This is a genomic window from Actinoallomurus vinaceus, assembly GCF_039542055.1.
Classification (GTDB): domain Bacteria; phylum Actinomycetota; class Actinomycetes; order Streptosporangiales; family Streptosporangiaceae; genus Actinoallomurus; species Actinoallomurus vinaceus.
Genome location: NZ_BAABHK010000002.1, coordinates 575,598 through 601,868 on the forward strand (window position 1 = coordinate 575,598; position 26,271 = coordinate 601,868).

Consider the following 26,271-nt stretch of genomic DNA (forward strand, 5'->3'; position numbering starts at 1 on the left):
CGTGTCTCGGCAGTTGCTCACGGTCTCCCCGGAAGAGCCAGGCGCTTTCCGGACAATCGAGGAGGCGCTGGCGGCGGCACGTACCGGGTCGGTGATCCGTATCCGGCCCGGCCGGTACGCCGAGAGCCTGTTCATCCGGACCCGGGTCACGATCGTGGCCGACGGGGACCGGGGCAGCGTCGAGATCTGTCCGCGGAGCGGTACCGCGGTGATGCTCGTGGCGGACGCCGTGATGCTCACGGACCTCACGCTGCGCGGTGGCGGCGACGACGTGCCGGTCGTGGACGCGGCGCGCGGGCAGGTCGCGATGGAGGGCTGCACCGTGGCCGGTTCCGGCTGGACGGCCGTGCTGGCCCGCGGGTCCGGTTCGCTCGCGATGCGTGGCTGCCGGATCACCAACGCCGAGGGCGCGGGCATCGTCGACACCGCGGATGCGGCCAGCGTCGTCGAGGACTGTCTCATCGAGAACCTCGGCACCTCCGCCGTCGTGCTCGGTGAGAAGTCCCGGTCGACGATCCGGGGCTGCCGGCTGCGGGACGCCCGCGGCAACGGCGTGCTCGCCAACGGCGAGGCCCAGGGCACGATCGAGGACTGCGAGATCTCCACGACCTCGAAGCCGGCCATCGCCCTCGAGGGCGACAGCGCCACCCGGATCGTGCGGACGAGCGTGCGCGACTGCGCGGTCGGCGTGTACGTGACCAGCGGGTCGCGTCCTACGCTGGAGGAGGTTTCGGTCACCGACATCACCGCCGGTTCCGGCATCGTGCTGGCCGGAGGCGCGGATCCGCTGCTGCGGCGCTGCCGGACGGCCCGTACGAAGGACAGCGGGCTGTCCGTCACCGAACGCTCGCGCGGCACCTTCGAGGAGTGCGAGTTCGCCGGGTCGGCCGCGCCCGCGATCAGCGTCGTGGGGACCAGCTCGCCGACGCTGATCGGCGCGACGGTGCGCGAGTGCGCCGACGCGTCCGCGTCCGTGCTGCTGGCGGAGGACTCCGTCGCGGAGTTCGACCGGCTGGAGGTCGTGGACGCCGCCGGTACCGCGATCGCCATCCGGACCGGCGCCAACCCGCTGGTCCGCAACGCGACGGTCACCGTGCCCGGCGGGACCGGCGTCGAGGTCACCGAGGACGGGCGCGGGCGGCTGGAGCACTGCGTCGTCGAGAGGGCCGGCGGCGCCGCCGTGCGCATCGCCGGCGGGGCCAACGTCTCCTTCCGCGACTGCGAACTCCGCTCCCCCGGCGACGCCGGGGTCGCCGTCGACTCCGACGGGATGGCCACGATGCAGGACTGCGCGATCTCCGGGAGCGACGCCTCCGGCGTGGTCGTACGCGAGGGCGGCGACCTGAACCTCACCCGGGCGCGGATCAGCGGCTCCGGCGCCCACGGCGTGCTCCTCACGGCCGGCGCGCGGGCGACGCTCGACGCCTGCGAGATCACCGGGAGCGCCGGCGACGGCGTCCGGGTCGACACCGCGGAGGCCGTCTCCGTCACCGGCTGTGCCGTGCGCGACAACCGCGGTGCCGGGCTGCGGCAGTCCCGCCCCGGCGGTCGGCTGACGGTGCGCGACCTGGACGGCTCCGGGAACGCCGTCCCCGACTCCTGGGGCGACGAGGTCGCCGTGGAGGCCGCCGGCGCGCCGGACGGCAAGGGCACCCGCGCGCCCGCGTCCGCCGGCCCGCTGGAGGAGCTGGAGTCCCTCATCGGCCTCGACGGCGTGAAACGCCAGGTGCGCGCGCTCGTCAACCTGAACCAGCTCTCGCAGCGCAGGGCCCGGCTCGGCATGCCGGTACCCCCGATGAGCCGCCATCTGATCTTCGCGGGCCCGCCCGGCACCGGCAAGACCACGGTCGCCCGGTTGTACGGCGGGATCCTCGCCTCCCTCGGTCTGCTGCCCTCCGGGCACCTGGTGGAGGTCTCCCGCGCAGACCTGGTCGCCCAGTACGTCGGCGCCACGGCCATCAAGACGACGGAGGCGTTCAACGAGGCGATCGGCGGCGTCTTGTTCATCGACGAGGCGTACACCCTGGTCACCGAGGGCAAGGGCGGCTCACACGACTTCGGCCGCGAGGCCATCGACACCCTCGTGAAGCTGATGGAGGACCACCGCGACGAGGTCGTCGTGGTGGCGGCGGGTTACACCGCCGAGATGCAGGGCTTCCTGTCCGCCAACCCGGGCATGGCCTCGCGGTTCAGCCGGACCATCGAGTTCACCAACTACTCGGTCGACGAGCTCGTCACGATCACCGAGAAGATATGCGAGAGCCACCGCTACGAACTGGACCCGACCACCCGTCAGGCGCTCGCCGCGCACTACGAGCGGATGCCGCGGGACGCCACCTTCGGCAACGGCCGTACGGCGCGCCTGGTCTTCGAAGAGATGATCGAGCGGCAGGCGTTCCGGCTCGCGTCCATGATCGACCCGGCGGAGAGCGACCTCAGCCTGTTGCTGCCGGAGGACGTCAGCGACGCCGCGGCCACGGACGGCGCCGTGGGCGAGGAGCGCGAGACGCTGCTGGCCCGGCTGTCGGACATGATCGGCCTGGCCGGCGTGAAACGCGAGGTGAAGGACATCGTCGACCTCCTCGCGACGGCCCGGCAGCGGGAGGCCGCCGGGCTGCCCGTGCCCCGGCTCAGCCGGCATCTCGTCTTCACCGGGTCGCCCGGCACCGGCAAGACCACCGTCGCCCGGCTCTACGCGGAGCTGCTGCACAGCCTGGGCGTGCTGCCGCGCGGTCAGCTCGTGGAGGTGGCGCGCGCCGACCTCGTGGGCCGCTACGTGGGCCACACGGCGCAGCTCACCAAGGAGATCTTCCAGCGCGCGCTGGGCGGCGTCCTGTTCATCGACGAGGCGTACACCCTGACCCCCGAGGGGGCGTCCAACGACTTCGGTCAGGAGGCGGTCGAGACCCTGCTGAAGCTGATGGAGGACCACCGCGACGAGATCGTCGTCATCGTCGCCGGCTACACCGACGAGATGCGACGGTTCTTGGCCTCCAACCCCGGGCTCGACTCCCGGTTCTCGCGGCAGGTGGAGTTCGAGGACTACAGCACCGACGAGCTCGTCGCCATCATGCGCAACCAGGCCGCCGCCGCGGGCTACGAGTGCGCTCCCGAGACGCTCGCGGTGCTACGCGAGCACCTCGATGCCCTGCCACGAGACCGGACCTTCGGCAACGCGCGTCTCGTCCGGCAGTTGCTGGAGACGATGATCACGCATCAGGCGAGACGGCTCGGCACGATGCGGTCGCCCGGCGTGACGGACCTGCGCCTCCTGCTGCCCGGGGATCTGCCTCGGGCGAACACCCCCAGCGCACGCTGAGCCCGCCGCCTGAAGGTGGCGTAGGGAAGACCGCCGTCAGCGGTCTGCGGCGGCCTCCCTTGGTTGTCTTTACCGGTCTTCGAAGGTGCGACGGACCTCCTTCGCGGCGTCCTTGGCCTGCTCGCCGACCTGCTTGGCGCCGCCCGCCATGCGGTCCTTGCGCCCCTCACCCTCGAGGTACGGGTCGCCGGCGGACCGGCCCGCCGCCTCCTTGCCGCGGCCCTTCGCCTTCTGCATGCTGTTCTTCAGCTTGTCCAGGAGACCCATCGGCTCCCCCTTCCGTACGAAGCTGTACGGGCTGGTCATTCCCTTTCATTGACGACCTATTCGGCCGCCGGACCTCCGGAAATCACCCTCGGTGACATCGCATTCACGGGTGCTCGCGCCCGGTGACGATCTTGAAAGAGGTAGGCTGGCGGCCCGTGGAGGTTCTCGATCAGCGGAGGGGCCCGCACGGGGAGCTGGTGCTGCGCGGCGACGGCGAGCACTACGAGATCATCAGCAACGGCGTGTTCCTGATGGACACCCGGGCCGGCGCGTCCGAGCGGCTCCTGGTCCGGGCGGCGCTCGACCGGCTGGCCCGGCCCGCCGACGTGCTCATCGGCGGGCTCGGCGTCGGCTTCTCCCTCGCCGAGGCGCTGCGCTCCCCGTACACGCGCCGCGTGACCGTCGTCGAGTGCGAGCCCGCGGTGATCGACTGGCATGGCGGCCCGCTGCGCCCCTACTCCGAAGGCGCGCTGGACGACCCGCGTGTCCGCGTGGAGTGCGCCGACCTCCTCGCCTGGCTGCGTGAGACGCCCGAGGCGTACGACGCGCTGTGCCTGGACATCGACAACGGGCCGGACTGGACGGTCAGCGAGGCGAACGCCGCTCTGTACGGGGACGAGGGCCTGGACCTGCTGGCCCGCCGGACGCGGCCCGGCGGCGTCCTCGCGGTGTGGAGCGCCGCCGCCGTCCCGGCGTTCGAGGACCGGCTGCGGCAGAGGTTCGCCGAGGTCGGCGCCTGCCCGGTCGAGGTGGCCCGCGGCGAACCCGACGTCGTCTACCTGGCCTCGACGCGCGCCGCGTAACGCCGCTCCAGGTCCGCGGCCCGCTCGCCGCGATCGGGACGCTCGGCGTCCCGCAGCCGGTCGGCCAGCAGCTCCAGCCGCAGGTGCCAGGCGGTCAGGGCCGCGGCGCACCGCTCCCGCTCCCCTGCCGAGCCGGTCTGGGTGAGCACCACGCGGGTGCCCGCCGGATGGCCCCCGGTCAGCTCCCAGCGCACCCGCCCGAGGGGCTCGCCGCCGGACGGCCAGGCGTACTCCAGGAGCTCCGGAGCGGCGACCGCCGTCACCTCGCCGGCGGGCACCGCGTCGACGACCGCCCCGGGAGGCGGGAAGCCGCCGGCCTCTGGCGCCGTGGACCCCCCGAGCGCCGGCCAGACCTTCTCGATCGGATGCGGGATGTTCCGTTCGAACCGGATGGTCCAGCCGTCGGCGTCCTCGCTCAGTTCGCCTTCGTCCAGGCCGAACGCCTCCGCGTACGCGTCGTGCCGCCCGGCGTAGCCGTCGGGCGCCGGCTTCAGCTCCGTCGGGTTCCCGGCCAGGGCCGACTCGAGCGCCGACAGGCAGCTCTCCCAGCCGGCGGCGAAGCTGCCGGCCATGGGCCGGTCGGCGAAGGTGTGGGTGAGAACGAAGACGCAGCCCGGCCCGTCGGGGCGCAGCTCCCAGCGCAGCGGATCGTCGTACCAGGTGAACGCGAGCACGCGTGGCGGATCGAACTCCGTGATCTCACCCGTGCCGATCGGGAGCTCCGGATGCGTCCCGCCGAACCGGATCTTCCCGCCGGGCCGGAGGTCGATCTCCTCCACCGGCGAGGGGAACCAGTGGGCGAGGTGGACGGGGTCGGTCAGGGCTCGCCAGACCTTCTCCATCGGGTGCGCGAACCGGCGCTCGATCCGCAGGACGTTGCGGCCGTCGGCGGTGTCCAGAGTCGGGTTCATTCCTCGTCGTCCTCCATCGTGTCCAGGTGACGCTCCAGGGCGTCGAGCGAGTCCGTCCACAGCCTCCGGTAGGGCGCCAGCCAGGCGTCGATCTCGGCGAGCGGCTCAGGACGGAGCTCGTACCACCGCCGCTGCGCCTCGGGGCGCGCCCGGACCAGGCCCGCCTCCCGCAGGACCCGAAGGTGCTTCGAAGTGCCGGGCTGGGTCAGGCCGAGCTGCTCGGTCAGCTCGCCGACCAGGCGGGGGCGCTCGAGCAGCAGATCGAGGATGCGGCGGCGGGCCGGTTCCGCCAGTACGTCGAAGGTAGTGGTCACGCTGGGAACATAACCATAGCTGCATATTGCCGTCAAGGAATACAGCGAGATCGCTCAGTGGGCCGCCGCCTCCTCGGCCATGGTCGGATAGTCGGTGTACCCCTCGGCGCCGCCGCCGTACAGCTTGGTCAGATCCGCCTCCGCGAGCGGATGACCGGTGCGCAGCCGGTCCACCAGGTCCGGGTTGGCCACATAGGAACGGGCGAAAGCGACCATGTCCGCCGTGCCGTCCGCGACGGCCTTCTCCGCCGACGGGCCGTCGTACCCGCCGCCGAGGATCAGCGTGCCGTGGTAGGCCTCGCGGACGTCGGCGAGGAAGTCGCCGCCGAAGGCGGGACCGAGCCCGTTGCGTTCACGGAAGCTCGCCTGCGCGGTGACGTTGAGGTACGCCGCCCCGAGACGGGCCAGCTCCGCCGCGACGCGAAGGTAGAGCGGCCGCCAGTCGTCGAACGGCGCGGCGCCGTTGACGACGCCGTTCGGGGTGACCTTCACGCCGACCGGCAGTCCCGCTTCGGCGGCCGCCTCCGTCACCTCCAGCAGGAGGCGGATCCGGTTCGCCGCCGACCCTCCGTACGCGTCGGTGCGGTCGTTGACGTTCGGGTCGAAGAACTGGTCGAACAGGAACCCGTTGGCCGCCTGGATCTCCACGGCGTCGAAGCCGGCCGCGACCGCCCGCTCGGCCGCCGCGCCGAAGTCGGCCGCCACCGACCGCACCTCCTCCGTGGTCATGGCCCGGGGGGCTCCGGCCGGGACCAGCCCCGGGGTGCCGTCCGTGGTCCAGGCGAGCACCTCGGCGCGCGCGGGGACCTCACTGGCCCCGGGAGGCGGCGTGCCACCGGGCTGCAGAGAGGCGTGGGAGACCCGGCCGGTGTGGATGAGCTGGACGGCGATGTGCCCGCCACGCCCGTGGACGGCGTCGGTCACCGTCCGCCACGCCGCGGCCTGCTCGTCGGTGTGGAGCCCTTCGGTCCACAGGTAGCCGCGGCCCTGCGGGGAGACCGCGGTGGAGCCGGTGACCATCAGCCCAGCGGTGGCGCGCTGCGCGAAGTACTCCGCGGTCGGCTCGGTCGCCGTGGCCTCCGGCCAGCGCGCTCGGTTGCGGGTCATCGAGGACATGACGATCCGGTTCGCCAGCCTCAGCGAGCCGAGATCGTACGGTTCGTACAAGGACATGGGCGTTCGCCTCTCGGTTCGTCGGGGTCAGAAGGGAAGGGGCTCGGGCTGCTCGGCGAGGGTGATCCAGCGGGTCTGCGTGAAGAAGTCGATCTCCTGGGGGCCGCCGAAGGCGCCGAACCCGCTGTCCTTGATCCCGCCGATCGGGGCCTGCGGCTCCTCCTGGATGGTGTGCGCGTTGACGTGCGTGGAGCCGTGGCGCAGCCGGCGGGCGATCGACAGCGCGCGGGTGGTGTCCCGCGTGAAGACCGCGCTGGTGAGGCCGTAGCCGGTGTCGTTGGCGAGCGCGACCGCCGCGTCGTCGTCCGCGACGGTGTAGAGCGAGGCGACCGGGCCGAACGTCTCCTCGTGGTACACCCGCATCTCCGGCGTCAGCCCGTCCAGGACCGTCACCGGGTGGTTCCGGCCGTCGGCCCCGCCGCCGAGCAGCATCCGAGCTCCTTTGCCGACGGCATCGTCGACGAGGGCGGCGACCCGTTCGACGGCGCGCTCGTTGATCAACGGTCCGACGACGGTGGCCGGATCAGCGGGATCGCCCTGCCGGAGGCCCGCCGCCTTCTCGACGAACCGGGCGGTGAACTCCCCGGCGATCGCGCGGTTCAGGATGATGCGGTCGACCGCCAGGCAGACCTGCCCGGAGTTCTGGAACTTCGCGTACGCGATCGCGGAGACGGCGTGGTCGAGGTCGGCGTCCTCGCAGACGATGATCGGGTTCTTGCCGCCGAGTTCGAGGGCGGCCGGTTTGAGGTACTCCCCCGCCAGCCGTCCGACGATTCGGCCGACCGCGGTGGAGCCGGTGAAGGCGACCCGGCGTACCCGCGGGTCGGCGATGAGCGCCTCGATGACGGCGGGCGCGTCGCCGCGGTCGTTGGTGACCACGTTGAGCGCTCCGTCGGGCAGCCCCGCGTCCCGCAGCACGTCGGCCAGGAACAGGCCGGAGGTGATCGGGGCGTCCTCGCTCGGCCGCAGCACGACCGTGTCGCCGACCGCGAGCGCGACCATGATGGTGCGGGCGCACAGGATGAGCGGGGCGTTCCACGGCACGACGGCGGCGACCACGCCGGCGGGTTCGCGGACCGCGAGGGACCACTGCCCGGTCCGGTCGGTCGCGGGCAGGTGCCCGGCCGGGGCCATGGCCGCGGTGGCGGCCTGCCGCATCTGGTCAGCGGTGACCTTGACGTTGACGCGGGCCCAGGCACGGGTGCCGCCCGTCTCGTTCAGCATGACGTCGGAGAACTCGGCCAGCCGGGACTCCAGCAGGTCCGCGGCCCTCATCAGCAGGGCGCGGCGGGCCGAAGGCGGTGTCGCGGCCCAATGGGGAAATGCCGCGTGCGCCGCGCCGACGGCCGCCCGTACGTCCTCGGCGTCCGCCGCGGCCACCAGGGCGTACACCTCGCCCGTGTAGGGACTCCGGTCTTCGGCCGTACGGCCGGACCGTGCCGGGACGTCACGGCCGTCGATCAGAAGTGCGCGCTTGACGGTCATCGTCGTCTCCTGTCGTCTCAGCGGTGCCGGGCCAGGGCGGGGGTTCCGCCCGGGCACGGAGGAAGTTGGTGGTGCGGGCTCAGCGGGGCGGCGGCCCGGGCGGCCGCCGCGCGGCGACGACCGCGCAGCGAGGCGAGGACCGCCAGGCCGGTGAGCGCGATGACGCCGACGCCGTATCCGTAGGCGGTGGCGAACAGGCCGGCGTGGGTCACGGCGACGCCGGCGACGACCGCGGGGACGCTCAGCCCCAGGTAGGCGGCGAGGTAGATGGCGGTGACGACCTCGGCCCGCCGCTCGGCGGGGGCGAGACCGGTCAGGGTCCGCAGCGCCCCGGAGAAGGAGGGCCCGAATCCGGCCCCGGCGACCATGGTTCCGGCGAAGAACAGCGCGGTGACGTGTGCGTTCAGGGCGAGCATGGCGACTGCGACGCCCGCCATCAGGAGGCCGGAGCCGAGGTAGAGGGCACGCTCGGCGGACCAGCCTCGGCCGAGCACGGACAGCACCACCGCGGTGCCGTTCAGCGCCCCGATGACCAGTCCGCCGACGAGATGGTCGGTCGAGTGCGACAGCGTGGCCACCACGGACGGGCCGAGCGACAGGTAGAGGCCGGCGAGCGCCCAGGCGGCCACGATCGAGGGCAGCAGCGCGACATACGCGCCGCGGACGGAGGGCGGCACCGCCGCCCGCGGCCGCAGCGAACTCCGCCAGGCGCCGTCGGCCGTCACCGTCTCCGGCATCGCGAGAACGAACAGCAGCAACCCGGCGAAGGACGTCAGGAGCAGCACGTACACGAGCCGGGTCGGCGCGGGCCCGTACTGCACCAGCAGGCCGGAGCCCAGCGCGCCGAGCGCGATCCCGCCCGAGGCGGCCACGTTCGTCATCAGCGCGCCGAGGCGGGAGCCGGGTCTCTGCAGATCGATCAGCATCGCGCTGATCGCGCCGGACGCCGTCCCGGTCGCGACGCCCTGCAGGACGCGCCCGGCGACCAGCCAGCCGACGCCGTCGGCCATGACGAACGCGGTCATCGCCGCCACCTCGGTCAGCGCCGCGACGAGCAGCACCGGACGCCGCCCGACATGGTCCGACAGCGAGCCGACGAACAGCAACGTCACCAGCAGCGCCAAGGCGTTGGCGGCGTAGACCGCGGTCAGCGTGACCGGGGAGAAGTGCCAGGCGTGCTGGTAGACCCCGTACATCGGCGACGGTGCGGCGGAGGCGAACTGCAGCAGGCACAGCATCGCCGCCAGCGACCAGAACGCCACGGTGCCCGGCAGCCCGATCCGCCGGGTCGCGGGCCCCACACGGACCTCAGTGACCATGAACGATCCTTTCCTCGTGCTGGTCACGAAGCTACGAATCGCATGATCAACTCGAATCTGTCATGCATTAGGTAGTTCCGTATGATCTGCACCGTGCTCTACGGCCGCCGGACCGAGCAGACGGTCCTCGACGAACTCGTCCAAACGGCGCTCGGCGGGCGCAGCGGCGTCCTCGTACTGCGCGGCGAGCCCGGAATCGGCAAGACGGCCCTCCTCGACCACGCCGCGGGTGCGGCGTCGGGCGCTCAGGTGATCCGCGGGGGCGGCGTCGAGACCGAGACCGATCTGCCCTACGCGGGCCTGCACCTGTTCCTCCGGCCGGTCCTGCACCTGACGGACCGCCTCCCCGAGACCCAGCGGGACGCGCTGCGCGCCGCCCTCGGCCTGGGCGCGATCGATCCGGACGCGCGGTTCCTCGTCGCCCTGGCCACTCTGTCGCTGCTGACGGAGGCGGCCGCGGAGGGCCCGCTGCTGTGCCTGATCGACGACGCGCAGTGGCTGGACGACGTGTCGGCGGAGACGCTGCTGTTCGTCGCCCGCCGCCTCCACGCGGAGCCGATCGCGATGGTCTTCGCGGTCCGCGACGACGAGACGCACGCCTTCCCCGCCGCGGGACTGCGCACGGTGCGGCTCGACGGTCTCGACCGGGAGGCCGCGGACATCCTGGTACGGGCCGCGCGCACCGAGTTGTCCGGCGCGGACCGGGAGCGTCTGGTGGCCGGAGCGGCCGGCAATCCACTGGCCCTCCTCGAGGTGCGCCCCGACGGTGACGCCCTGTCGCTGACCGACCGGCTCCGGGAAGCCTTCCTCGGCCGGGTCCGGCGGCTGCCGGACACGACCCGGCGGCTGCTGCTGCTCGCGGCGGCCGAGGGCACCGGTGACCTGGGCGTCGTGCTCCGTGCGGTGGCGGGTCACGCGCTGTCCCTCGGTGACCTGGAACCCGCCGAAGGGGCCGCCCTCGTCCGCGTCACCGAGACGGAGATCGCGTTCCGGCATCCGCTCGTACGGGCGGCCGTGTACCAGTCCGCGACGCGATCCGAGCGGATCGCCGCCCATTCCGCGCTCGCGGACGCCCTGACGGATCCGGAGGACGCCGACCGCCGGGCCTGGCACCTCGCCAAGGCCGCGAGCGGGACGGATGAGAAGGTCGCGGCCGAGCTGGAAACGACCGCGCTCCGGGCGCGGGCCCGGGGCGGCTACGAGGCCGCCCTCGCGGCCTACGCGCAGGCGGCGAGGCTCAGCCCCGCCCTCGACGATCAGGCTCGGCGGCTGGTGCTGGCCGGGGAGATGGCGGCCGAGACGGCCCGGCTGAACGAGGCACGGACCGCCGCCGAACAGGCCGCCCGGCTGCCGGGCGACCCGACGCTGGCGGCGAGGATCGCGCGGGTGCGCGCGACGGCCGATTTCAAGCAGGGACGTCCGCGCTCGGCCCACGCGTTGCTGACCGAGAGCGCTCACCGGATCGCGGACGCCGACCCGCACCAGGAGCTGCGGATGCAGCTCACCGCCGTGAACGCCGCGTGGGTCGCCGACGACGCGAGCCTGCTCGCGACGACCGCCGCGCGGCTGGACGCGCTGCGACTGCCGCCGGACGACCCGATGACGCCGGTGCGCGCCTTCCTGGTCTGGATGACCTCCTTCGCGCTGGACCGTCCGGGCGGCGAACTGCCACCGCTCGGCCGGGTCGTCGCGGAGGCGCGGGAGGCGTCGGTGCGCTGCCCGCACGACCTGTCGCTCATCGCCATCGGCGGCCTGGCGGCGGGACACGACCGGGAGACGCGCGACATCACCGAGGCCATGGCCGCCGACAGCCGGATGCGCGGGCGGCTCGGCTGGCTCACCGCGATGCTCAGCCTGCGCGCGGCGGCCGAGACCCTCCTCGGCGAGCACCGTGACTCCCGCACCAGCGCGCAGGAGGCGCTACGGCTCGCCACGGACACCGGGCAGGTCCGCTGGATCCGGCACTCGGCCGGGATCCTCGCCTACCTCGCGGCCGTCGAAGGCGACGACGACGGCTGCCGGACTCTCGCCGCCCAGGCCTTGGGCGGCCCGGTCTCGGAGTTCACGTCGCCGGGCGGGACCTGGGCGCACTGGGCCCTCACCCTGCTCGACCTGGGGGCCGGCCGCGCGGAGTCGGCTGCGGGCCGCCTGGACGTGTCCGCCACCGGGCCCGTCCGGTTCGGCCCGCCGATCATGCGGGGCATTCCCGACGTGATCGAGGCGCTGGTGCGCGCCGGGCGGCCGGCGGACACCGCGGCCCCGCTGGCCAGGCTGGAGGAGTGGGCCGGACAGGTCCACCGGCCGAGCGCCGACGCGCTGGTCCTGCGGTGCCGGGCGCTGACGGCTCCGGGCGCGGAGGCGGAGGACCACTACCGCGCCGCCCTCGAACTGCACCGGGCGGACCTGCGGCCCTTCGACGAGGCGCGGACCTCCCTGCTGTACGGGGAATGGCTGCGCCGCAGCCGCCGTAAGGCCGAGGCCAGGCCGTACCTGTCCGCCGCGCTCGGCGCGCTCGAGGCGCTCGGCGCGCGGCCATGGGCGGAACGCGTACGCGGCGAACTCGGCGCGGCCGAGGCGCGCCGGTCACCGGAGGCGGCTGCCGGCCCCGGACTGACCGCGCAGGAACGGCAGATCACCAGGCTGGCCGCCGAGGGACTGTCGAACCGGGAGATCGCCGCGCGGCTGTTCCTCAGCCCCCGCACGGTCGGCTACCACCTGAGCAAGGCGTACCAGAAGCTGGGCATCACCTCGCGGGCCGAGTTGGTGACGGCGGCCCTGTGACCCTCCGCGAAGGCGGCGGCCGCGGACTCCGCCGGTGCGTACGCTTCGGGACATGACGACCTTCGACGCGTACGAGCGCGAACTGTGGGCGGGACGAGCCGAGGCGTACGAGCGAGGCTTCGCACGGCTGTCCGGGTGCACCGTCGAGCGGCTGCTGGACGCCGCCGGGGTGCGAGCGGGCGACCGGCTACTCGACGTGGGGACCGGCCCCGGTCCCGTGTCCGCCGCGGCGGTGCGGCGGGGCGCGCAGGTGTCGGCCGTGGACGCCGAGCCGGAGATGGCCGAGACCGCGGCCCGCAACGTGCCCGAGGCCGAGGTACGCGTCGCCGTCCTGCCCGACCTGCCCTACGGCGACGCGTCGTTCGACGCGGTGGTCGGCAACTTCGTGATCAACCATGTCGGCGAGCCGGAGACGGCCCTCGCGGAACTGCGCCGGGTGCTGCGGACCGGCGGAGTCCTGGCGCTGACCTGCTGGACGATGCCCGGCAGTGGTGTGCTTGCTCTCGTCCGGGACGCGATGGACGAGGTCGGCGTCCCCTGGCCGGACGATATTCCGGTGGGCCCGTTCATGGAGTACGGGCGGCCGGACGCCTTCGGCGCTCTCGTCGGCGGAGTGTTCCGCGACGCGTCGGTCGAGGAGCTCGACTGGGAGTTCGAGTTCGAGCCGGAGGACTGGTGGCGGACCGGGGCGCTGGCCAGGGTCGGGTCGAACGGCGTCGTCCTCGCGCGCCAGGACCCGGCGACCATCGCACGGGTCAAGGACGCCTACGACCGCATCCTCCGCCCGTACGCCGCCGGGAACGGGACGGTGCGCGTGCCCGCGCACGCGCTGCTGGCACGCGGCGTCCGCTGAGCCGAGGGCTTCCACACGGGCTCTCAGGCCGTCCCGGCTACGCCGGGCCGCTCCTGACGGAGTCCGGATTCCTCCCCGGCCTGAAGGCCGGGGCATCCTCCGGAGGAGTAGGTGAAAGGCCGCCGCCCGCCGGGGATCCCCGTCTCGGGGCCTCCGTCGATCTCGAAGCGGTCGAATCGGAACGGCACGCCGACCGCGCCCAGGAAGTGCGGGACGTCCATGAGCTGGAAGTGGACGTGCGGCTCGCTGGAGTTCCCCGAGTTGCCGCACTCGGCGATCTGCTCCCCGGCCGTGACGCGTTGCCCGGCGGTCACCCGGGCCGACCCGCGGCGCAGGTGCGCCAGGACGGCGTAGCCGCCGCCGTCCATCGCGATGACGATGTGGTTGCCCAGGAGCCGGCCGGGCCCGAACAGCTCCCGGACCATGCCTTCGACGAGGAGGTAGATGACCCCCGGCACGGAGTCGCGGCTCCAGTGATCGCGGCTTCGGCGGCGTACCCGCACCACGACGCCGTCGACCGGCGCGAACACCGGCCGGCCGAAGCCGGGGAAGCGCTCGGGGCGGCGGGCCGGCGGCCACGCGGCCCGCACGCCCTGCCATTCCCGCTCGGTGTCGGGGTGGTGGACCAGGTCGATGGCGTACGTCTGGCCGTAGGCGTGCACGCCGTGGCTCGGGACCCGGTCGGCGGGACTGTTCACCGCGACCCATCTCCCCCGCACCGGCGGGCTCACCTCGACCGGTTCGCGCTCGGCGGGACGAACGCGCACGAACAGCGCGGCCACGCCCGCGAGCCAGGCGGCCAGGCCGATCGGCAACAGCACGTCGGCGTCCGTGAACCCCCCGGCGAGCATGAGCACCGTCCCGGGCAGAACGAACAACCGGCACAGCGCGACGACGCGCCGCACTCCCGTCGACATCGCATCCTCCCTGTCGTCGTGGGTCACCGGCGCGCCGCCTGGAGCAGGGCGAGCAGCGGCACGACGCGTTCACCGGGGACGGCGTACTCCCCCCGGCCCTCGGCGCGCAGCCAGCCCGCCGCGACCAGTTGCCGCAGGTGGTGGTACAGCTGCCCGCTGGTGCCGAGCTGCTCGTGCTCGCCCAGCGCGGCGGTCGTACGGGTGCCGAGGAGGACCTCCCGCAGGAGCAGCAGCCGGACCGGATGCGCCAGCGCGGCCAGCGCGGCCGCGCCCTGCGTCCAGTCGGCTCCTATCAGGTCCTCGGTGGTCCTGCCCTCCTGCCACTCGTAGTGCTCGCCGGTGGGCAGGTCGACGGTGCCGGTGAACAGCACCGCGCCCGGTGCCGGCATGCGGTCCTTCAGCCCGGCGAGCGCCCACAGGGCGCCGGCTTCGGCGGAGGCACCGACCGGCTCGACGGGTGCCCCTCCCTCCTCGAGCCGGGCCACGCGCTCCTCGAGCCGCGCCAGCCGCTCGGCCAGGGAGGGCTCTTCCAGCGACTCATCACTCATACCGCGATTATTACGAAAGAACGTAATTACGTCTATCCGATATAGAACTCTCACCGTCGCCGAGCGCCCCCGACCCGAGGCCTGGATGCGCGCATTTGATGATCTTGGACCGTATCGTCGGACCTTCCGCCCCCATGAGGAGACAGACCTTGGCACTCGAGTCCGCGCCGCCCGGCGTCGACATCACCCGACCGTCCCCGGCACGCGTGTACGACTACGCGCTCGGCGGCTCGGCCAATTACCCGGTCGACCGGCAGGCGGCGGAGGAGGTGTGGCGCGTCGCGCCGGAGACGCGGCAACTCGCCCGGGACAGTCGCGGATTCCTGATCCGCGCGGTCCGGTTCCTGGCCGACGAGGCCGGGATCGACCAGTTCCTCGACATCGGCGCCGGCCTGCCGACGGCGGACAACGTGCACCAGGTCGCCCGCAGGGCGAACCCGCGCGCCCAGGTCGTCTACGTCGACAACGACCCCACGGTCCGGCTCCACGCGGAAGTCCTGCTCGACGGCGATCCGAACGCCGTCTTCCTCTCCGGGGACGTCCGCCGGCCGGAGGCGATCATCGAGCGCACGCGGAGCCTCCTCGACCTGGACCGGCCCGTCGCGCTGCTGCTCGTGGCGGTCCTGCACTTCGTCGCCGAGGACCCGCGCGGCATCGTCGACCGCCTCATCGCGGCGCTGCCTCCCGGCAGCCACCTGGTGATCGCCCATACCACCTCGGCGGACATGGACCCCGCGTTCCGCGAGCGGCTCGCCCGGACGTACGCCGACGCGCCGGCACCGCTCATCACGCGCACGCCCGAGGAGATCGAGGCGGCGTTCCGCGGCCGGACGCCGCTCCCCCCGGGACTGGTCGACGTCGCCTGCTGGCGGACCGCGCAGCCCCGGACCCCGGGCCCGCTGCGGGTACTCGGCGGCGTGGCGCGCCTGTGAGGCCACCCCGCGATCATCGCGCCATGGTGGGAAGGTCGGACGTGGGATGTAACGACGACAGGACGCGTACGATGCTCCGGAGGGCGCGGCGACGGGCACATCCGGACGTAGGGTGGGAGCTTATGATCCCGCGCGTTGCCGGGAGGTGCGAGTGACGGACAGGCAGGCCCCGCGCGGCCTTGCGCGGCGGGTCGGCGGACAGGTCCAGCATGAGATCATGCAGCTGATCCTCGACCGGCGCCTGCGGTCCGGCGACCCTCTCCCCACCGAGACGGAGCTGATGGAGGAGCTCGGCGTCAGCCGCAACTCCATCCGCGAGGCGCTGAAGGGCCTGCAGGCGCTCGACATCGTCGAGGTCCGCCACGGCTACGGCACCTACGTCGGGCAGCTGTCGCTCACCCCCCTCGCCGACGGCCTGACCTTCCGCACGCTGCACGAGCTGGGCAGCGACGTCCGCGCGCTGAGCGAGATCCTCCAGGTCCGGGAGATCCTCGAGGCGGGGCTGATCAGGCGCGTCGCCACCACCATCCCCGAGGACGACCTCGCCGCGCTGGACGCCGTCGTCCGCCGGATGGAGACGCGGGCACGGGCGGGCGAGACCTTCGCGGAGGAGGACCGGCAGTTCCACGAGCTGCTGTACCGCTCGCTCGGCAACGCCCTCGTCCCACAGTTCCTCGAGGTGTTCTGGAAGGTCTTCGACCGCGTGTCGGGCATCCGCGGCTGGAACCACGACCCCTCCCCCATCGGCACCGTCCGGCGGCACCGCGCGATCGTCACCGCGCTGCGGCGACGGGACGTCGAAGCGGCCGAACAGGCTCTGAGCAAGCACTTCCGCAACATCGACACCCGAGTGGAGAAGGCCGCCCGCCGCGACCGGCCCACCGACGAGCCCGACCACCGCTGACCAGGCGGGGCGGCCGCAGTTCGAGGCCCCGGCCCGGGCGGCGGATCACCGCCGGCGGGATCGGCCGGCAGGCCCGTGCACCGGGGCCTCGCCGGTGCCGGTTGCGGCCGGACCCCTTGACCCCATTTTGGGCTTGCGGTTATGTTACGCGGACGTGGGACGTCCTATGTCCGGATAGGACGTCCCATGTCGTGACAGGCAGACGGCGGCCGGGCAGCCGGGCCGGGAACCACGACAAGGAACGGCGGGAACGTGAACAGGATCGGCAGCCTCCGGGACCGTCTGGGGCGCATCGCCTACGGCGGTGACTACAACCCCGAGCAGTGGCCCGAGCAGGTCTGGGAAGAGGACCTCCGGCTGATGAAGGAGGCCGGCGTCTCGCTGGTCAGCGTCGGGATCTTCTCCTGGGCCACCGTGGAGCCCGAGCCCGGCACGTACGACTTCGGCTGGCTGGACCGCGTCATGGACCTGCTCGCCGACAGCGGCGTCGCCGCGTGCCTGGCCACGATGACGGCCTCGCCACCGCCCTGGCTCACCGCACGGCATCCCGAGATGCTGCCGACCGGCGCCGACGGCACGCGCATGTGGCCGGGCGGGCGGCAGCACTACTGCCCGTCCAGCCCGGTCTACCGCGAGCACGCCGCCGGCCTGGCCGAGCAGGTCGCGACCCGCTACGCCGGCCACCCCGCTCTGGCGCTCTGGCACGTCGGCAACGAGTACGGCAACGTCGCCCCCTGCTACTGCGACGTCTCCGCCGACGCGTTCCGGCGCTGGCTGCGCGAGCGGTACGGCTCGGTGGACGCCCTCAACGACGCCTGGTCGACGACGTTCTGGTCGCAGCGGTACGCCTCCTTCGACGAGGTGCTGCCGCCGCGCAGCCCGGCGCCGTTCGCCAACCCCGCCCACGCCGTCGACTACGCGCGGTTCTCCTCCGACGAGCTGCTCGCCTGCTACCTGGTCGAGAAGGAGGTCCTGCGGCGGGTGAGCCCCGACGTCCCCGTGACCACGAACTTCCCGCCGTCGCTGCGGCCCGCCGACCTGTGGACGTGGGCGCCGCACCTGGACGTCGTCGCCTACGACGCCTACCCCGACCCGTTCGACCCCGCTGCCGATGCCAAGATCGCGTTCTCCTACGACGTCATGCGCTCGCTGGGCGACGGGGAGCCCTGGCTGCTGATGGAGCAGGCGCCGAGCGCGGTCAACTGGCGCGCCCGCAACGCCGCGAAGCCCGCGGGCGCCATGCGGCTGTGGAGCTGGCAGGCCGTCGCCCACGGGGCGGACGCGGTGATGTTCTTCCAGTGGCGGCAGTCCCGGGGCGGCGCCGAGAAGTTCCACTCGGCGATGGTCCCGCACGGCGGGCCGACCGGCCGCGTCTTCGAAGAGGTCCGTGAGCTCGGGCACGAGTTCGCCGCCACGACGGCGCTGCCGGGCGCACGGGCGCCGCGCGCGGACGTCGCCATGGTGCTGGACTGGCCGAACTGGTGGGCGCTCGAGCAGGACGCCCACCCGAGCGCGGACGTACGGTTCCTGGACGCCGCCTGGGCGCTCCACGGTCCGCTGTACGACGCGAGCGTCGCCTGCGACGTCGTCCGCCCGGACGCCGATCTGTCCGCCTACCGGCTCGTCGTCGTTCCCAACCTCTACCTGGTCGCCGAGGAGGCCGCGCGGGGCCTCGAACGGTACGTGGAGGACGGCGGCACGCTGGTGATGTCGTTCTTCTCCGGCATCGTCGACTCCTGCGACCGGGTCCACCTCGGTGGTTATCCCGCTCCGTTCCGGAGGATGCTGGGGCTGCGCGTCGAGGAGTTCCGGCCGCTGCCGGAGTCCGGGACGATCGGGCTGTCCCAGGGCACCGGCACCGTCTGGTCCGAGGACGTGCACCTGGAGGGCGCCGAGGCCGTCGAGCACTTCACGACGGGCGAGCCGGCCGGGCGGCCGGCGGTCACCCGGCATCGGTTCGGCCGAGGCACCGCGTGGTACCTGGCCACCCGGCCCGACCCGGCGACGATGCGCCGCCTCATCGACCGGATCCGCGAGGAGGCGGGCGCGCGTCCAGTCCTGCCGGGGCTGCCGGAGGGCGTCCAGGCGCGGGCCCGGGTCACCGGCGACGGGCCGTGCTACATCCTCCTGAACCATCGGACCACCCCCGTGACGGTCGATCTCCCCGGCCCGATGACCGACCTCCTGGGCGGCGCTGACGCCGCCGGTACCGTACGGCTCGCGCCGCGCGGCGTCGCGGTCCTCCGCCCGGCCGGCTGACGACACGGCCTTCCACCGGCCCTCTCCCGAATCGGGGAGAGGGCCGGTGGCCGTTCGGCGAGCTCGACCAGGTTCAGAGCCTGCGCGTGGCGTTCACGCACAGTGGTGCGACGCTGGGACTGATCGCCGGTGAGCTGTTCGCCGACGAGATCGTGACCGGGGAGGCCCACCCTCTGCTCGAGGCGTTCCGCCCCGGTCGTTTCCAGTGACCCGAGAAAGGACGGACCCACGATGACCGAACCGCTGCGCATCGGCCTCGTCGGATACGGCTTCGGCGGCCGGTACTTCCACGCGCCGCTGCTCGCCTCGGCCCCGGAGTGCGCGTTCCTGGGGGTCGTCACGGCCTCCCCGGAACGCCGGAAACAGGTCGCCGCCGAGCTGGACCGGCCGGCGTTCGCCTCGCTGGAGGAGCTGGCCGCCGCCGGCGCCGAGGCGGTGGCGATCTCGACACCGGCGGACACGCACATCCCGCTGACGCGGCAGGCGCTCGAACTCGGCCTCGCGGTGGTCTGCGACAAGCCGTTCGCGCTGGACGCGGACGCCGCGCGGGAGACCGTCGAACTGGCCGAACGGCTCGGTGTGGCCCTGACGGTGTACCAGAACCGCCGCTGGGACTCCGACTTCCGTACGCTGCGGCGGCTCGTCGACGCGGGGACGCTCGGCACGCTGACGCGGTTCGAGTCGCGGTTCGAGCGGTTCGCGCCCGACCCGGGGCCGCCGGCGGCGGGCGGCGGCACGCTGCTGGACTTCGGCAGCCACCTCGTCGACCAGGCGCTCGTCCTGTGCGGCCCGGTCGAGAGCGTGTACGCCGAATGGCACGTCGGCGACGGCGGGCTCGACGACGACGTGTTCGTCGCGCTGACCCACCGCGACGGTGCGCGGTCCCACCTGTCGGGCAGCTGGCGGCAGGGAGCGCCGGGCCCACGATTCCGCGCGAGCGGCACCGCCGGCGCGTACGTCGTCGACGGCGTGGACGGGCAGGAGGCGCTGCTGATCGCCGGCGCCTCCCCGGCCTCGGAGGGCGACCGCTGGGGCACCGAGCCGGAGGAGCGCTGGGGACAGGTGCAGCGCGGTGACCACGCCGAGCCGGTCCCGTCGGAGCGCGGCCGGTGGGACCTGTTCTACCCGGCGTTCGCGGCGGCCGTGCGCGGGACCGGACCACTGCCCGTCGACCCCTGGGACGCGGTCGCGACCGCGACGGTCCTCGACGCGGCGCGCACCAGCGCGACGGGTGGTCAGGTCGTCCCTCTGTCCTGAACGACGCGTACCCGGCGCACTCCCGTGCGAGGGCGACCGGCCGACCGCACGGCGACGTCGGCCGGCCGCTCCCGCAGCGCGTTCTCCGGTCGGTGACCTGGGTGTGCCGATGTCCGTCAGCGGTCCGGGGTCGCGTCGTCGGCCGGGTGCCGCTCGCCGGCGGCCAGGCGGAGCGCCCGGCGGCAGGCCTGGATCGCGGGATGCGGGCCGCGGCCCCGGCGCACCGCGGTGAAGACCCGGCGCGCCCGCCGGCCCCGGGGAAGGAGCCGTAGGGGGACGGTCGGTTCACGCCCGCTCCAGATGAGGTCCGGCAGCAGGGCGACAGCGTGGCCCTGTTCGACGAGGCGCAGGTGGAGCAGGAGATCGGCGGACTCGAACCGTACGTCGGGCTCGAAGCCGGCGTCACGGCACAACGTCATGGCCCAGTGCCGGGCGGCCGTGCCCTCGGGTTCCATCGCCCACGGGCGGCCCGCCGCCGTGCGCAGCGCCGCCGTCGGTCCCGTCGTGCCGTCGTCCGGCTCGGGCAGCGCGAGGCGCAATGGGTCTTCGAGCAGGTCCTCCTGCTCCAGCTCGGCGGCGCGAGGGTTCGGGTTGCCGGGGTACTCCTCGGCGATGACCAGATCGAAGTCACGCGCCTGCAGGGCCGGAAGCGCCTCCTCCGGCTCCATCTGGGTGACGTGGACGCGCAGGCCGGGGTGGGTGTCGCGCAACAGGCTCAGCGCCGTCGGCATCAGGGCGAGAGCCGCGGTCTGGAACGACGCGATGCGGAGGGTTCCGGTCAGGTCGGTCAGTGAGGCGGCGATGTCCGCCTCGGCGCGCTCCAGGCGTTCCAGTACCGCCTCGGTGTGGGCGACGAGGATCTCGGCCTGGGGGGTGAGCCGTACCCGGCGGCCCACCGGTTCCAGCAACGGGACGCCGGCTTCCGCCTCCAGCTGCGAGAGCTGTTGTGAGACGGACGAGGGGCTGTAGGAGAGGGCCGTGGCGACGGCCGCGAGCGTGCCCCGGTGCTTGAGCTCGCGCAGCAGGCGCAGCCGGTGAAGGTCGAACATCGGTGGACCGTTTCACGTGGCGATTGGTCGGCTTTTCCGACGAATATACGTTGAAAACATTCGCTGGACCGATGGAACGCGGTGCAGCACGCTGGTTTCCATGCCTGATTCCTCTGCGCGTACGGTGCCGTGGTTCTCCCGGCCGGCGGACCGGTCGTGGACGTGCGCACCCGCGCCCGCCGAAGTGCGGGACTTCCACGCCGCGCTGCCCGGCTACGCGCCCACCCCGCTGACCGAGGTCCCCGCCATCGCCGCCGAGCTGGGGGTGGGCCGGGTCTTCGTCAAGGACGAGTCGTCGCGTCTGGGACTGCCGGCGTTCAAGGCGCTCGGCGCGTTCTGGGCGGTGCGTCGCGTTCTGGCCGAGCGGGCGGCGAACGGCCGTGCGCCGTCCGGTCCGCTCACGTTCGTGACCGCCACCGATGGCAACCACGGCCGGGCCCTGGCCCGCGCGGCACGCCTGGCCGGCGGGCGCGCCCACGTCTTCGTGCCTGAGGGCGTTCACCCGCTGGCCGTGGCCGCCATCGCCGGCGAAGGGGCCGAGGTCACCGAGGTCGCGGGCCCGTACGACGGCGCCGTCCGCCGGGCGGCCGAGGCGGCCGCCGCGCCCGGCGCGGTCCTCGTCCAGGACACCGCCTGGCCCGGCTACGAACGGATCCCCGGCTGGATCGTCGAGGGCTACTCCACCCTCTTCACCGAGATCGACGCCCAGCTGACCGCGGCGGGAACCGGCCTGCCCGACCTCGTCGCCGTGCCGGTGGGCGTGGGCTCGCTGGCCCAGGCGGCCGTCACCCACTACCGCAGCCGCGTCACCGACCGGGCGCCGGCGCTGCTGTCGGTCGAGCCCGAGGCCGCGCCCTGCGTCCTCGACAGCCTCCTCGGCGGCGAGCCGGTCAGCGTCACCACGGGCGAGACCATCATGGCGGGCCTGAACTGCGGTACCCCGTCCGGCCTCGCGTGGCCCTTCCTGCGCGACGGGCTCGACGCCGCCATCGTCGTCACCGACGCCGAGAGCGCCCGCGCCGCCGGTGACCTCGCCGCCCTGGGCGTGTCCTGCGGGCCGTGCGGCGCCGCGGCACTGGCGGGAGTCCGCGCCGCCCTCACCGGCGACGGCGCCGCCCTGCGCCGCACCGCCCTGGGGCTCGGCCCCGCATCGGCCCTCGTCCTGCTCGGTACGGAAGGCGCCGACGCCAACCCGGCTCCGGTCGCCGGACACCCTGACATCTGACGACGCCGTTCCCGAGCGCATCTCCAGCGAAAGGTCGCCATGCCCGACGAAACGCCCGAATCTCTGGACCCGGTTCAGCTCCTGGGCGAGCTCATCGCCATCGACTCCGTCAACCCGGGCCTCATCCCGGGTGGCGCGGGCGAGACCGCGATCGCCGACTTCTGCGGCCGGTGGCTGACCGATCACGGCTTCGACGTGCACCGGCTGGAGAAGCGCCCGGGTCGTCCCTCGCTGGTCGCGATCGCCCGCGGCACGGGGGGCGGCCGCTCACTGATGCTCAACGGTCACCTCGATACCGTCGGCCTCGCCGGCTACGACGGTGATCCGCTCGCTCCGCGGATCAGCGACGGCAGGATGTTCGGGCGTGGGGCCTTCGACATGAAGGGCGGCGTCGCGGCCATGATGGTCGCGGCGGCCCGGGCCACACGGCGGGGGCCGCTGCGCGGAGACGTGCTCGTGGCCTGCGTCGCCGACGAGGAGCACGGCAGCCTCGGCACCGAGGAGGTCCTGGGGTCCTTCGGCGCCGACGCCGCGATCGTCACCGAGCCGAGCCAGCTGCAGCTGACTCTCGCCCACAAAGGGTTCGCCTGGTTCGACGTGGAGATCGAGGGGCGGGCGGCCCACGGCTCGCGCCCCGACCTGGGTGTCGACGCCATCACCAAGGCCGGTCACTTCCTCGTCGCCCTGGAGGACCTGGGCCACCGTCTGGCCGGAGGCCCGGCGCATCCGCTCCTGGGCACCGGGACCGTGCACGCCGGCGTCATCCACGGCGGCGAGGAGCCCTCCACCTACCCGGCGCGCTGCCGGATCACGCTGGAGCGCCGCACGGTCCCCGGCGAGGACGCGGGCACCGTCCACACGGAGCTGACCGCGGTCCTCGAGGACCTCGCCGCCACCGTCACGGACTTCCGTTACCGTCTCATCCCCGGCCTGCACCGGGAGCCCTTCCAGGCCGACCCGGACACGCCCATCGTGCGCACCCTCACCCGCCACGCCGAACCGGTCCTCGGGCACCCGCCCGTGATCCGCGCCGAGCCGTTCTGGACCGACTGCGCCCTCTTCGCCCGCGCGGGCATCCCCTGCCTGCTCTTCGGCGTCGCCGGTGAGGGCGCCCACGCGGCCACCGAATGGGCCGACATCGCCTCGCTGCGCCACCTCACGCGGATCCTCACCGGCACCGTGGCCGACTTCTGTTCCTGAGCGCCGATACGGTTGGCCGAGCTGACGGAAGGAGCGGGCCGTGCGGGCGGTGGTGTACGACGGGTTCGGGCGGATGCCGGAGGTGCGGGAGGTGCCCGATCCGGAGCCGCCGCGCGCCGGCGTGGTGATCCGGGTCGAGGCGACCGGGCTGTGCCGCAGCGACTGGCACGGCTGGATGGGCCACGACCCCGACATCACGCGGTTCCCGCACGTGCCGGGGCACGAGCTGGCCGGTGTCGTCGCGGCCGCCGGACCGGAGGTGACCGGGTGGCGGCCCGGCGACCGGGTGACGGTGCCGTTCGTGTGCGCGTGCGGCCGGTGCGCGGCGTGCGCGGCCGGTGACCAGCAGGTCTGCGAACGCCAGACCCAGCCCGGCTTCACCCACTGGGGTTCGTTCGCGGAGTACGTCGTCATCGACGACGCCGACGTCAACCTGGTGGCCCTCCCCGACGACCTGGCGGCCACCACGGCGGCGGCGCTGGGCTGCCGGTTCGCGACGGCGTTCCGGGCCGTGACCGCGCAGGGGCGCGTCGGGCCGGGCGCGTGGGTTGCGGTGCACGGGTGCGGCGGGGTCGGCCTGTCGGCGGTGATGATCGCCGCGGCGTGCGGGGCGCGGGTCGTCGCCGTCGACGTCTCCCCCGCCGCGCTGGACCTGGCCCGTCGTTTCGGCGCCGCCGCCTGTGTCGAGGGCCCGGACGGCGTGGCGGACGCCGTACGCGAGATCACCGGAGGCGGCGCCGACGTGTCCCTGGACGCGCTCGGCAGCCCGGCGACCTGCGCGGCGTCCGTGGAGAGCCTGCGCCGCCGGGGACGTCACGTCCAGGTGGGCCTGCTGCCGCCGGCCGCCGGCCCGGCCGCGGTGCCGATGCATCGCGTCATCGCCCTGGAGCTGGAGGTCGTGGGCAGCCACGGGATGGCCGCGCACGCCTACGGGCCGATGATGGCGATGGTCGCGGCCGGGACCCTGCGGCCCGACCTGCTCATCACGCGCACGATCGGCCTCGCCGACGCCCCGGCCGCCCTGGCGGCGATGGGCACCGCGCCGCCGGCGGGGGCCACGGTCATCGTTCCCTGACCGTTCCCTCGTGCAGGTGGGCGAACAACCGCAGCAGCAGGTCGTGCAGCCGGGCGCGTTCCTCCTCGTCGAGGGGCGCGAGGACATCCTCCTGGACGGCCGACGCGTCGGTGGTCAGATCGGCCAGGGCCGTACGGCCCGCCGAAGTGATCGTGACCACGACACGCCGCCGGTCCGCCGGGTCGCGGGCGCGCTCGACGTGGCCCGCGGCGGCCAGTTCATCGAGGATCTTCACCACGTCGCTCGGATCGATGGTCAGCCGGGCGGCGAGGTCCCGCTGGGCGTGCGGGCCGAAGTCGGCCAGCGCCGCGAGGACGGCCATGTGCCACAGGCGGACGTCGCGCGCCGCGAGCCGCTCGGTGATGCGCGTGCGCGCCGTCTTGCCCACCCGGGACAGCAGGTAGGTGGTGAGCGCCAGCAGGCTGGGCGGGGTCTCGTGCATGCCACCACAGTGTAAGGTCTGCACCAATAATGGGTTTGCACCTATGAATTGGAGAAGACATGGACGTCCTGCATCCGCGCCTGCTCGTGACCCGGTTCGCCGAGTGCTTCGCCTTCTATGACGCCGTCCTCCCCGAACTGGCGGGCGCGCGACTGGCGCGCGGCGGCGCGACCGGGCCGTACGCGAGCTGGGACGTCGGCGAGGAGGGCCTGCTGGCGCTCTTCGACCGCGCCGCGATGGCGGCCGCCGCGGGCACCGCGGGGCTGCCCGCCGAGGCGCCGGCCCAGGACCGCGCCATGTTCGTCAGCCGGGTCACCGACGTCGACGAGGCGTTCGCGTTCTGCCTGCGCCACGGCGCCGAGGCGGTGTCGGCCCCGGCCGACCGCCCGGAGTGGGGCCCGACCCTCCGCAACGCCCTGGTCCGCGACCCGGACGGCACCCTGCTCGAGCTGCAGTCCTACTGACGCCGGTCAGCGCCGCCCGATGATCCGGCCGGCCGTCCGCGGATCGATGGCGGGGCGGACGGGGACGGTGGTCAGTGCCCGGACGGCGTTCAGGAACTCGCCGAACGGCGACGTCATGTCCTCCGGGCGGACGAAGATCGGACCGCCGACGTGCTTCATCCCGCTACGGGCGAACCGGCGTGACATGCCGCGCAGCCCCGCGACGGCCCGGTCGGCGTCGACGGGAACGAAGACGATCAGCTTCGCCGTCTGGCCGTCCGGCGACCGGTTCACGATCCGGATCTCGGCGACGTTCGACCACGGCAGCGCCACCCGCGCCGAGTGCAACACAACTTGTTCGGAGTCGAGGGTCAGGAGGGGGCGCCCTCGCGTGGCGCGCCACGCCGCCCGCGCGACGCTCCCGCCCAGCCACGCGGTCCCCACTCCGCAGAAGACGCAGAGGACCGCGGGGATGAGGTTGGCGCTGCCCTCGTTCGTCGCCCAGAGCCCCAGGCAGACCGTCGCGAGGAGCCCGATCAGGGGGAGGGCGACGATCTCGCGCAGCCCCGGCCAGGCATAGCCGATCTCGACTGCGGCGGGCCGGAATCCTGTCTCCGACATGACGTCCTTCCGAGAGTGCCGTCCTCACCGCCGAGGGCGGACCGCCCCCGGCCGTGCGCATCCTACGGCCGACGCAGGTGCCCCTGCTGGGCTGATCTCGACCTGTTCGATTACGCTCCCCTCGGCCTGTCCCGTTACTCGACGAGTCGGCGGTGCGGTGTGCGGAGCGGGGAG

At 73.6% G+C, this 26,271-nt stretch carries 24 protein-coding genes; 13 read left to right on the plus strand and 11 right to left on the minus strand.

Annotated features, from left to right (window positions below):
* The first annotated feature begins 1 nt into the window (after position 1).
* On the plus strand, positions 2-3,319 hold the full coding sequence (locus ABEA24_RS08440; protein ID WP_345430108.1) for a right-handed parallel beta-helix repeat-containing protein: 3,318 nt from the start codon (positions 2-4) through the stop codon (positions 3,317-3,319).
* A gap of 69 nt (positions 3,320-3,388) precedes the next feature.
* On the opposite strand, the gene ABEA24_RS08445 is transcribed toward ABEA24_RS08440, so the two are convergent.
* Positions 3,389-3,625 carry a CsbD family protein gene (locus ABEA24_RS08445; RefSeq protein WP_345430109.1) on the minus strand — a complete coding sequence of 79 codons (237 nt, stop codon included), beginning with the start codon at positions 3,623-3,625 and terminating at the stop codon, positions 3,389-3,391.
* A gap of 116 nt (positions 3,626-3,741) precedes the next feature.
* Between ABEA24_RS08445 and ABEA24_RS08450 the strand changes: the two genes are divergently transcribed.
* Positions 3,742-4,389 carry a spermine/spermidine synthase domain-containing protein gene (locus ABEA24_RS08450; protein WP_345430110.1) on the plus strand — a complete coding sequence of 216 codons (648 nt, stop codon included), beginning with the start codon at positions 3,742-3,744 and terminating at the stop codon, positions 4,387-4,389.
* Here ABEA24_RS08450 and ABEA24_RS08455 read toward each other — a convergent pair.
* Genes ABEA24_RS08455 through ABEA24_RS08475 form a run of 5 tightly spaced genes read right to left on the minus strand, consistent with a single transcriptional unit; the run spans position 4,362 to position 9,591 of the window.
* Positions 4,362-5,300: an SRPBCC family protein gene (locus ABEA24_RS08455; protein ID WP_345430111.1), complete on the minus strand. Its 939-nt coding sequence runs from the start codon at positions 5,298-5,300 to the stop codon at positions 4,362-4,364. The two genes, ABEA24_RS08450 and ABEA24_RS08455, sit on opposite strands and share 28 nt — an antisense overlap.
* Positions 5,297-5,614, minus strand: coding sequence for an ArsR/SmtB family transcription factor (locus tag ABEA24_RS08460; protein WP_345430112.1), 318 nt, complete (start codon positions 5,612-5,614; stop codon positions 5,297-5,299). Before ABEA24_RS08460 ends, ABEA24_RS08455 begins: the two co-directional genes overlap by 4 nt.
* A gap of 54 nt (positions 5,615-5,668) precedes the next feature.
* Entirely contained in the window at positions 5,669-6,787 is a 1,119-nt protein-coding gene (locus tag ABEA24_RS08465) for an alkene reductase (protein ID WP_345430113.1), read from the minus strand.
* 27 nt (positions 6,788-6,814) lie between these two features.
* Positions 6,815-8,272: an aldehyde dehydrogenase family protein gene (locus ABEA24_RS08470; protein ID WP_345430114.1), complete on the minus strand. Its 1,458-nt coding sequence runs from the start codon at positions 8,270-8,272 to the stop codon at positions 6,815-6,817.
* Between the two features lie 17 nt (positions 8,273-8,289).
* Positions 8,290-9,591, minus strand: coding sequence for an MFS transporter (locus ABEA24_RS08475; protein WP_345430115.1), 1,302 nt, complete (start codon positions 9,589-9,591; stop codon positions 8,290-8,292).
* Positions 9,592-9,684: 93 nt separating this feature from the next.
* Here ABEA24_RS08475 and ABEA24_RS08480 point away from each other — a divergent pair, with 93 nt between their 5' ends.
* Complete coding sequence (locus tag ABEA24_RS08480; RefSeq protein WP_345430116.1) at positions 9,685-12,372, plus strand: ATP-binding protein; 2,688 nt, start codon at positions 9,685-9,687, stop codon at positions 12,370-12,372.
* A gap of 52 nt (positions 12,373-12,424) precedes the next feature.
* Positions 12,425-13,225: a class I SAM-dependent methyltransferase gene (locus ABEA24_RS08485; protein WP_345430117.1), complete on the plus strand. Its 801-nt coding sequence runs from the start codon at positions 12,425-12,427 to the stop codon at positions 13,223-13,225.
* A gap of 23 nt (positions 13,226-13,248) precedes the next feature.
* Here ABEA24_RS08485 and ABEA24_RS08490 read toward each other — a convergent pair whose 3' ends face one another.
* Positions 13,249-14,142, minus strand: coding sequence for a peptidoglycan DD-metalloendopeptidase family protein (locus ABEA24_RS08490; RefSeq protein ID WP_345430118.1), 894 nt, complete (start codon positions 14,140-14,142; stop codon positions 13,249-13,251).
* 23 nt (positions 14,143-14,165) lie between these two features.
* Positions 14,166-14,690, minus strand: a complete 525-nt coding sequence (locus ABEA24_RS08495) for an ArsR family transcriptional regulator (protein ID WP_345430119.1) — start codon at positions 14,688-14,690, stop codon at positions 14,166-14,168.
* A gap of 149 nt (positions 14,691-14,839) precedes the next feature.
* Between ABEA24_RS08495 and ABEA24_RS08500 the strand changes: the two genes are divergently transcribed.
* From ABEA24_RS08500 to ABEA24_RS08520, 5 genes are all read left to right on the plus strand, one after another.
* Positions 14,840-15,622, plus strand: coding sequence for an SAM-dependent methyltransferase (locus ABEA24_RS08500; protein WP_345430120.1), 783 nt, complete (start codon positions 14,840-14,842; stop codon positions 15,620-15,622).
* 151 nt (positions 15,623-15,773) lie between these two features.
* Positions 15,774-16,526, plus strand: coding sequence for a FadR/GntR family transcriptional regulator (locus tag ABEA24_RS08505; protein WP_345430121.1), 753 nt, complete (start codon positions 15,774-15,776; stop codon positions 16,524-16,526).
* Between the two features lie 252 nt (positions 16,527-16,778).
* Entirely contained in the window at positions 16,779-18,785 is a 2,007-nt protein-coding gene (locus tag ABEA24_RS08510; protein ID WP_345430122.1) for a beta-galactosidase, read from the plus strand.
* 86 nt (positions 18,786-18,871) lie between these two features.
* A complete protein-coding gene (locus ABEA24_RS08515; RefSeq protein WP_345430123.1) occupies positions 18,872-18,994 on the plus strand; it encodes a hypothetical protein in 123 nt (40 codons plus the stop codon).
* A gap of 22 nt (positions 18,995-19,016) precedes the next feature.
* The gene (locus ABEA24_RS08520) at positions 19,017-20,042 is read left to right on the plus strand and encodes a Gfo/Idh/MocA family protein (RefSeq protein ID WP_345430124.1); all 1,026 of its coding nucleotides are present in this window, start codon (positions 19,017-19,019) and stop codon (positions 20,040-20,042) included.
* Positions 20,043-20,158: 116 nt separating this feature from the next.
* On the opposite strand, the gene ABEA24_RS08525 is transcribed toward ABEA24_RS08520, so the two are convergent.
* The gene (locus tag ABEA24_RS08525) at positions 20,159-21,091 is read right to left on the minus strand and encodes a LysR substrate-binding domain-containing protein (RefSeq protein WP_345430125.1); all 933 of its coding nucleotides are present in this window, start codon (positions 21,089-21,091) and stop codon (positions 20,159-20,161) included.
* Between the two features lie 100 nt (positions 21,092-21,191).
* On the opposite strand from ABEA24_RS08525, the gene ABEA24_RS08530 reads away from it, so the two are divergent.
* The 3 genes from ABEA24_RS08530 to ABEA24_RS08540 are packed head-to-tail and all read left to right on the plus strand — an operon-like array spanning position 21,192 to position 24,591.
* The gene (locus tag ABEA24_RS08530) at positions 21,192-22,316 is read left to right on the plus strand and encodes a diaminopropionate ammonia-lyase (protein ID WP_345430126.1); all 1,125 of its coding nucleotides are present in this window, start codon (positions 21,192-21,194) and stop codon (positions 22,314-22,316) included.
* Positions 22,317-22,355: 39 nt separating this feature from the next.
* Entirely contained in the window at positions 22,356-23,516 is a 1,161-nt protein-coding gene (locus ABEA24_RS08535) for an ArgE/DapE family deacylase (protein WP_345430127.1), read from the plus strand.
* A gap of 40 nt (positions 23,517-23,556) precedes the next feature.
* Positions 23,557-24,591 carry an alcohol dehydrogenase catalytic domain-containing protein gene (locus ABEA24_RS08540; RefSeq protein WP_345430128.1) on the plus strand — a complete coding sequence of 345 codons (1,035 nt, stop codon included), beginning with the start codon at positions 23,557-23,559 and terminating at the stop codon, positions 24,589-24,591.
* On the opposite strand, the gene ABEA24_RS08545 is transcribed toward ABEA24_RS08540, so the two are convergent.
* The gene (locus ABEA24_RS08545; RefSeq protein WP_345430129.1) at positions 24,578-25,033 is read right to left on the minus strand and encodes a MarR family winged helix-turn-helix transcriptional regulator; all 456 of its coding nucleotides are present in this window, start codon (positions 25,031-25,033) and stop codon (positions 24,578-24,580) included. The two genes, ABEA24_RS08540 and ABEA24_RS08545, sit on opposite strands and share 14 nt — an antisense overlap.
* A gap of 59 nt (positions 25,034-25,092) precedes the next feature.
* Here ABEA24_RS08545 and ABEA24_RS08550 point away from each other — a divergent pair, with 59 nt between their 5' ends.
* Complete coding sequence (locus ABEA24_RS08550) at positions 25,093-25,497, plus strand: VOC family protein (protein WP_345430130.1); 405 nt, start codon at positions 25,093-25,095, stop codon at positions 25,495-25,497.
* Positions 25,498-25,503: 6 nt separating this feature from the next.
* On the opposite strand, the gene ABEA24_RS08555 is transcribed toward ABEA24_RS08550, so the two are convergent.
* A complete protein-coding gene (locus ABEA24_RS08555) occupies positions 25,504-26,097 on the minus strand; it encodes a hypothetical protein (RefSeq protein ID WP_345430131.1) in 594 nt (197 codons plus the stop codon).
* Positions 26,098-26,271: the final 174 nt, after the last annotated feature.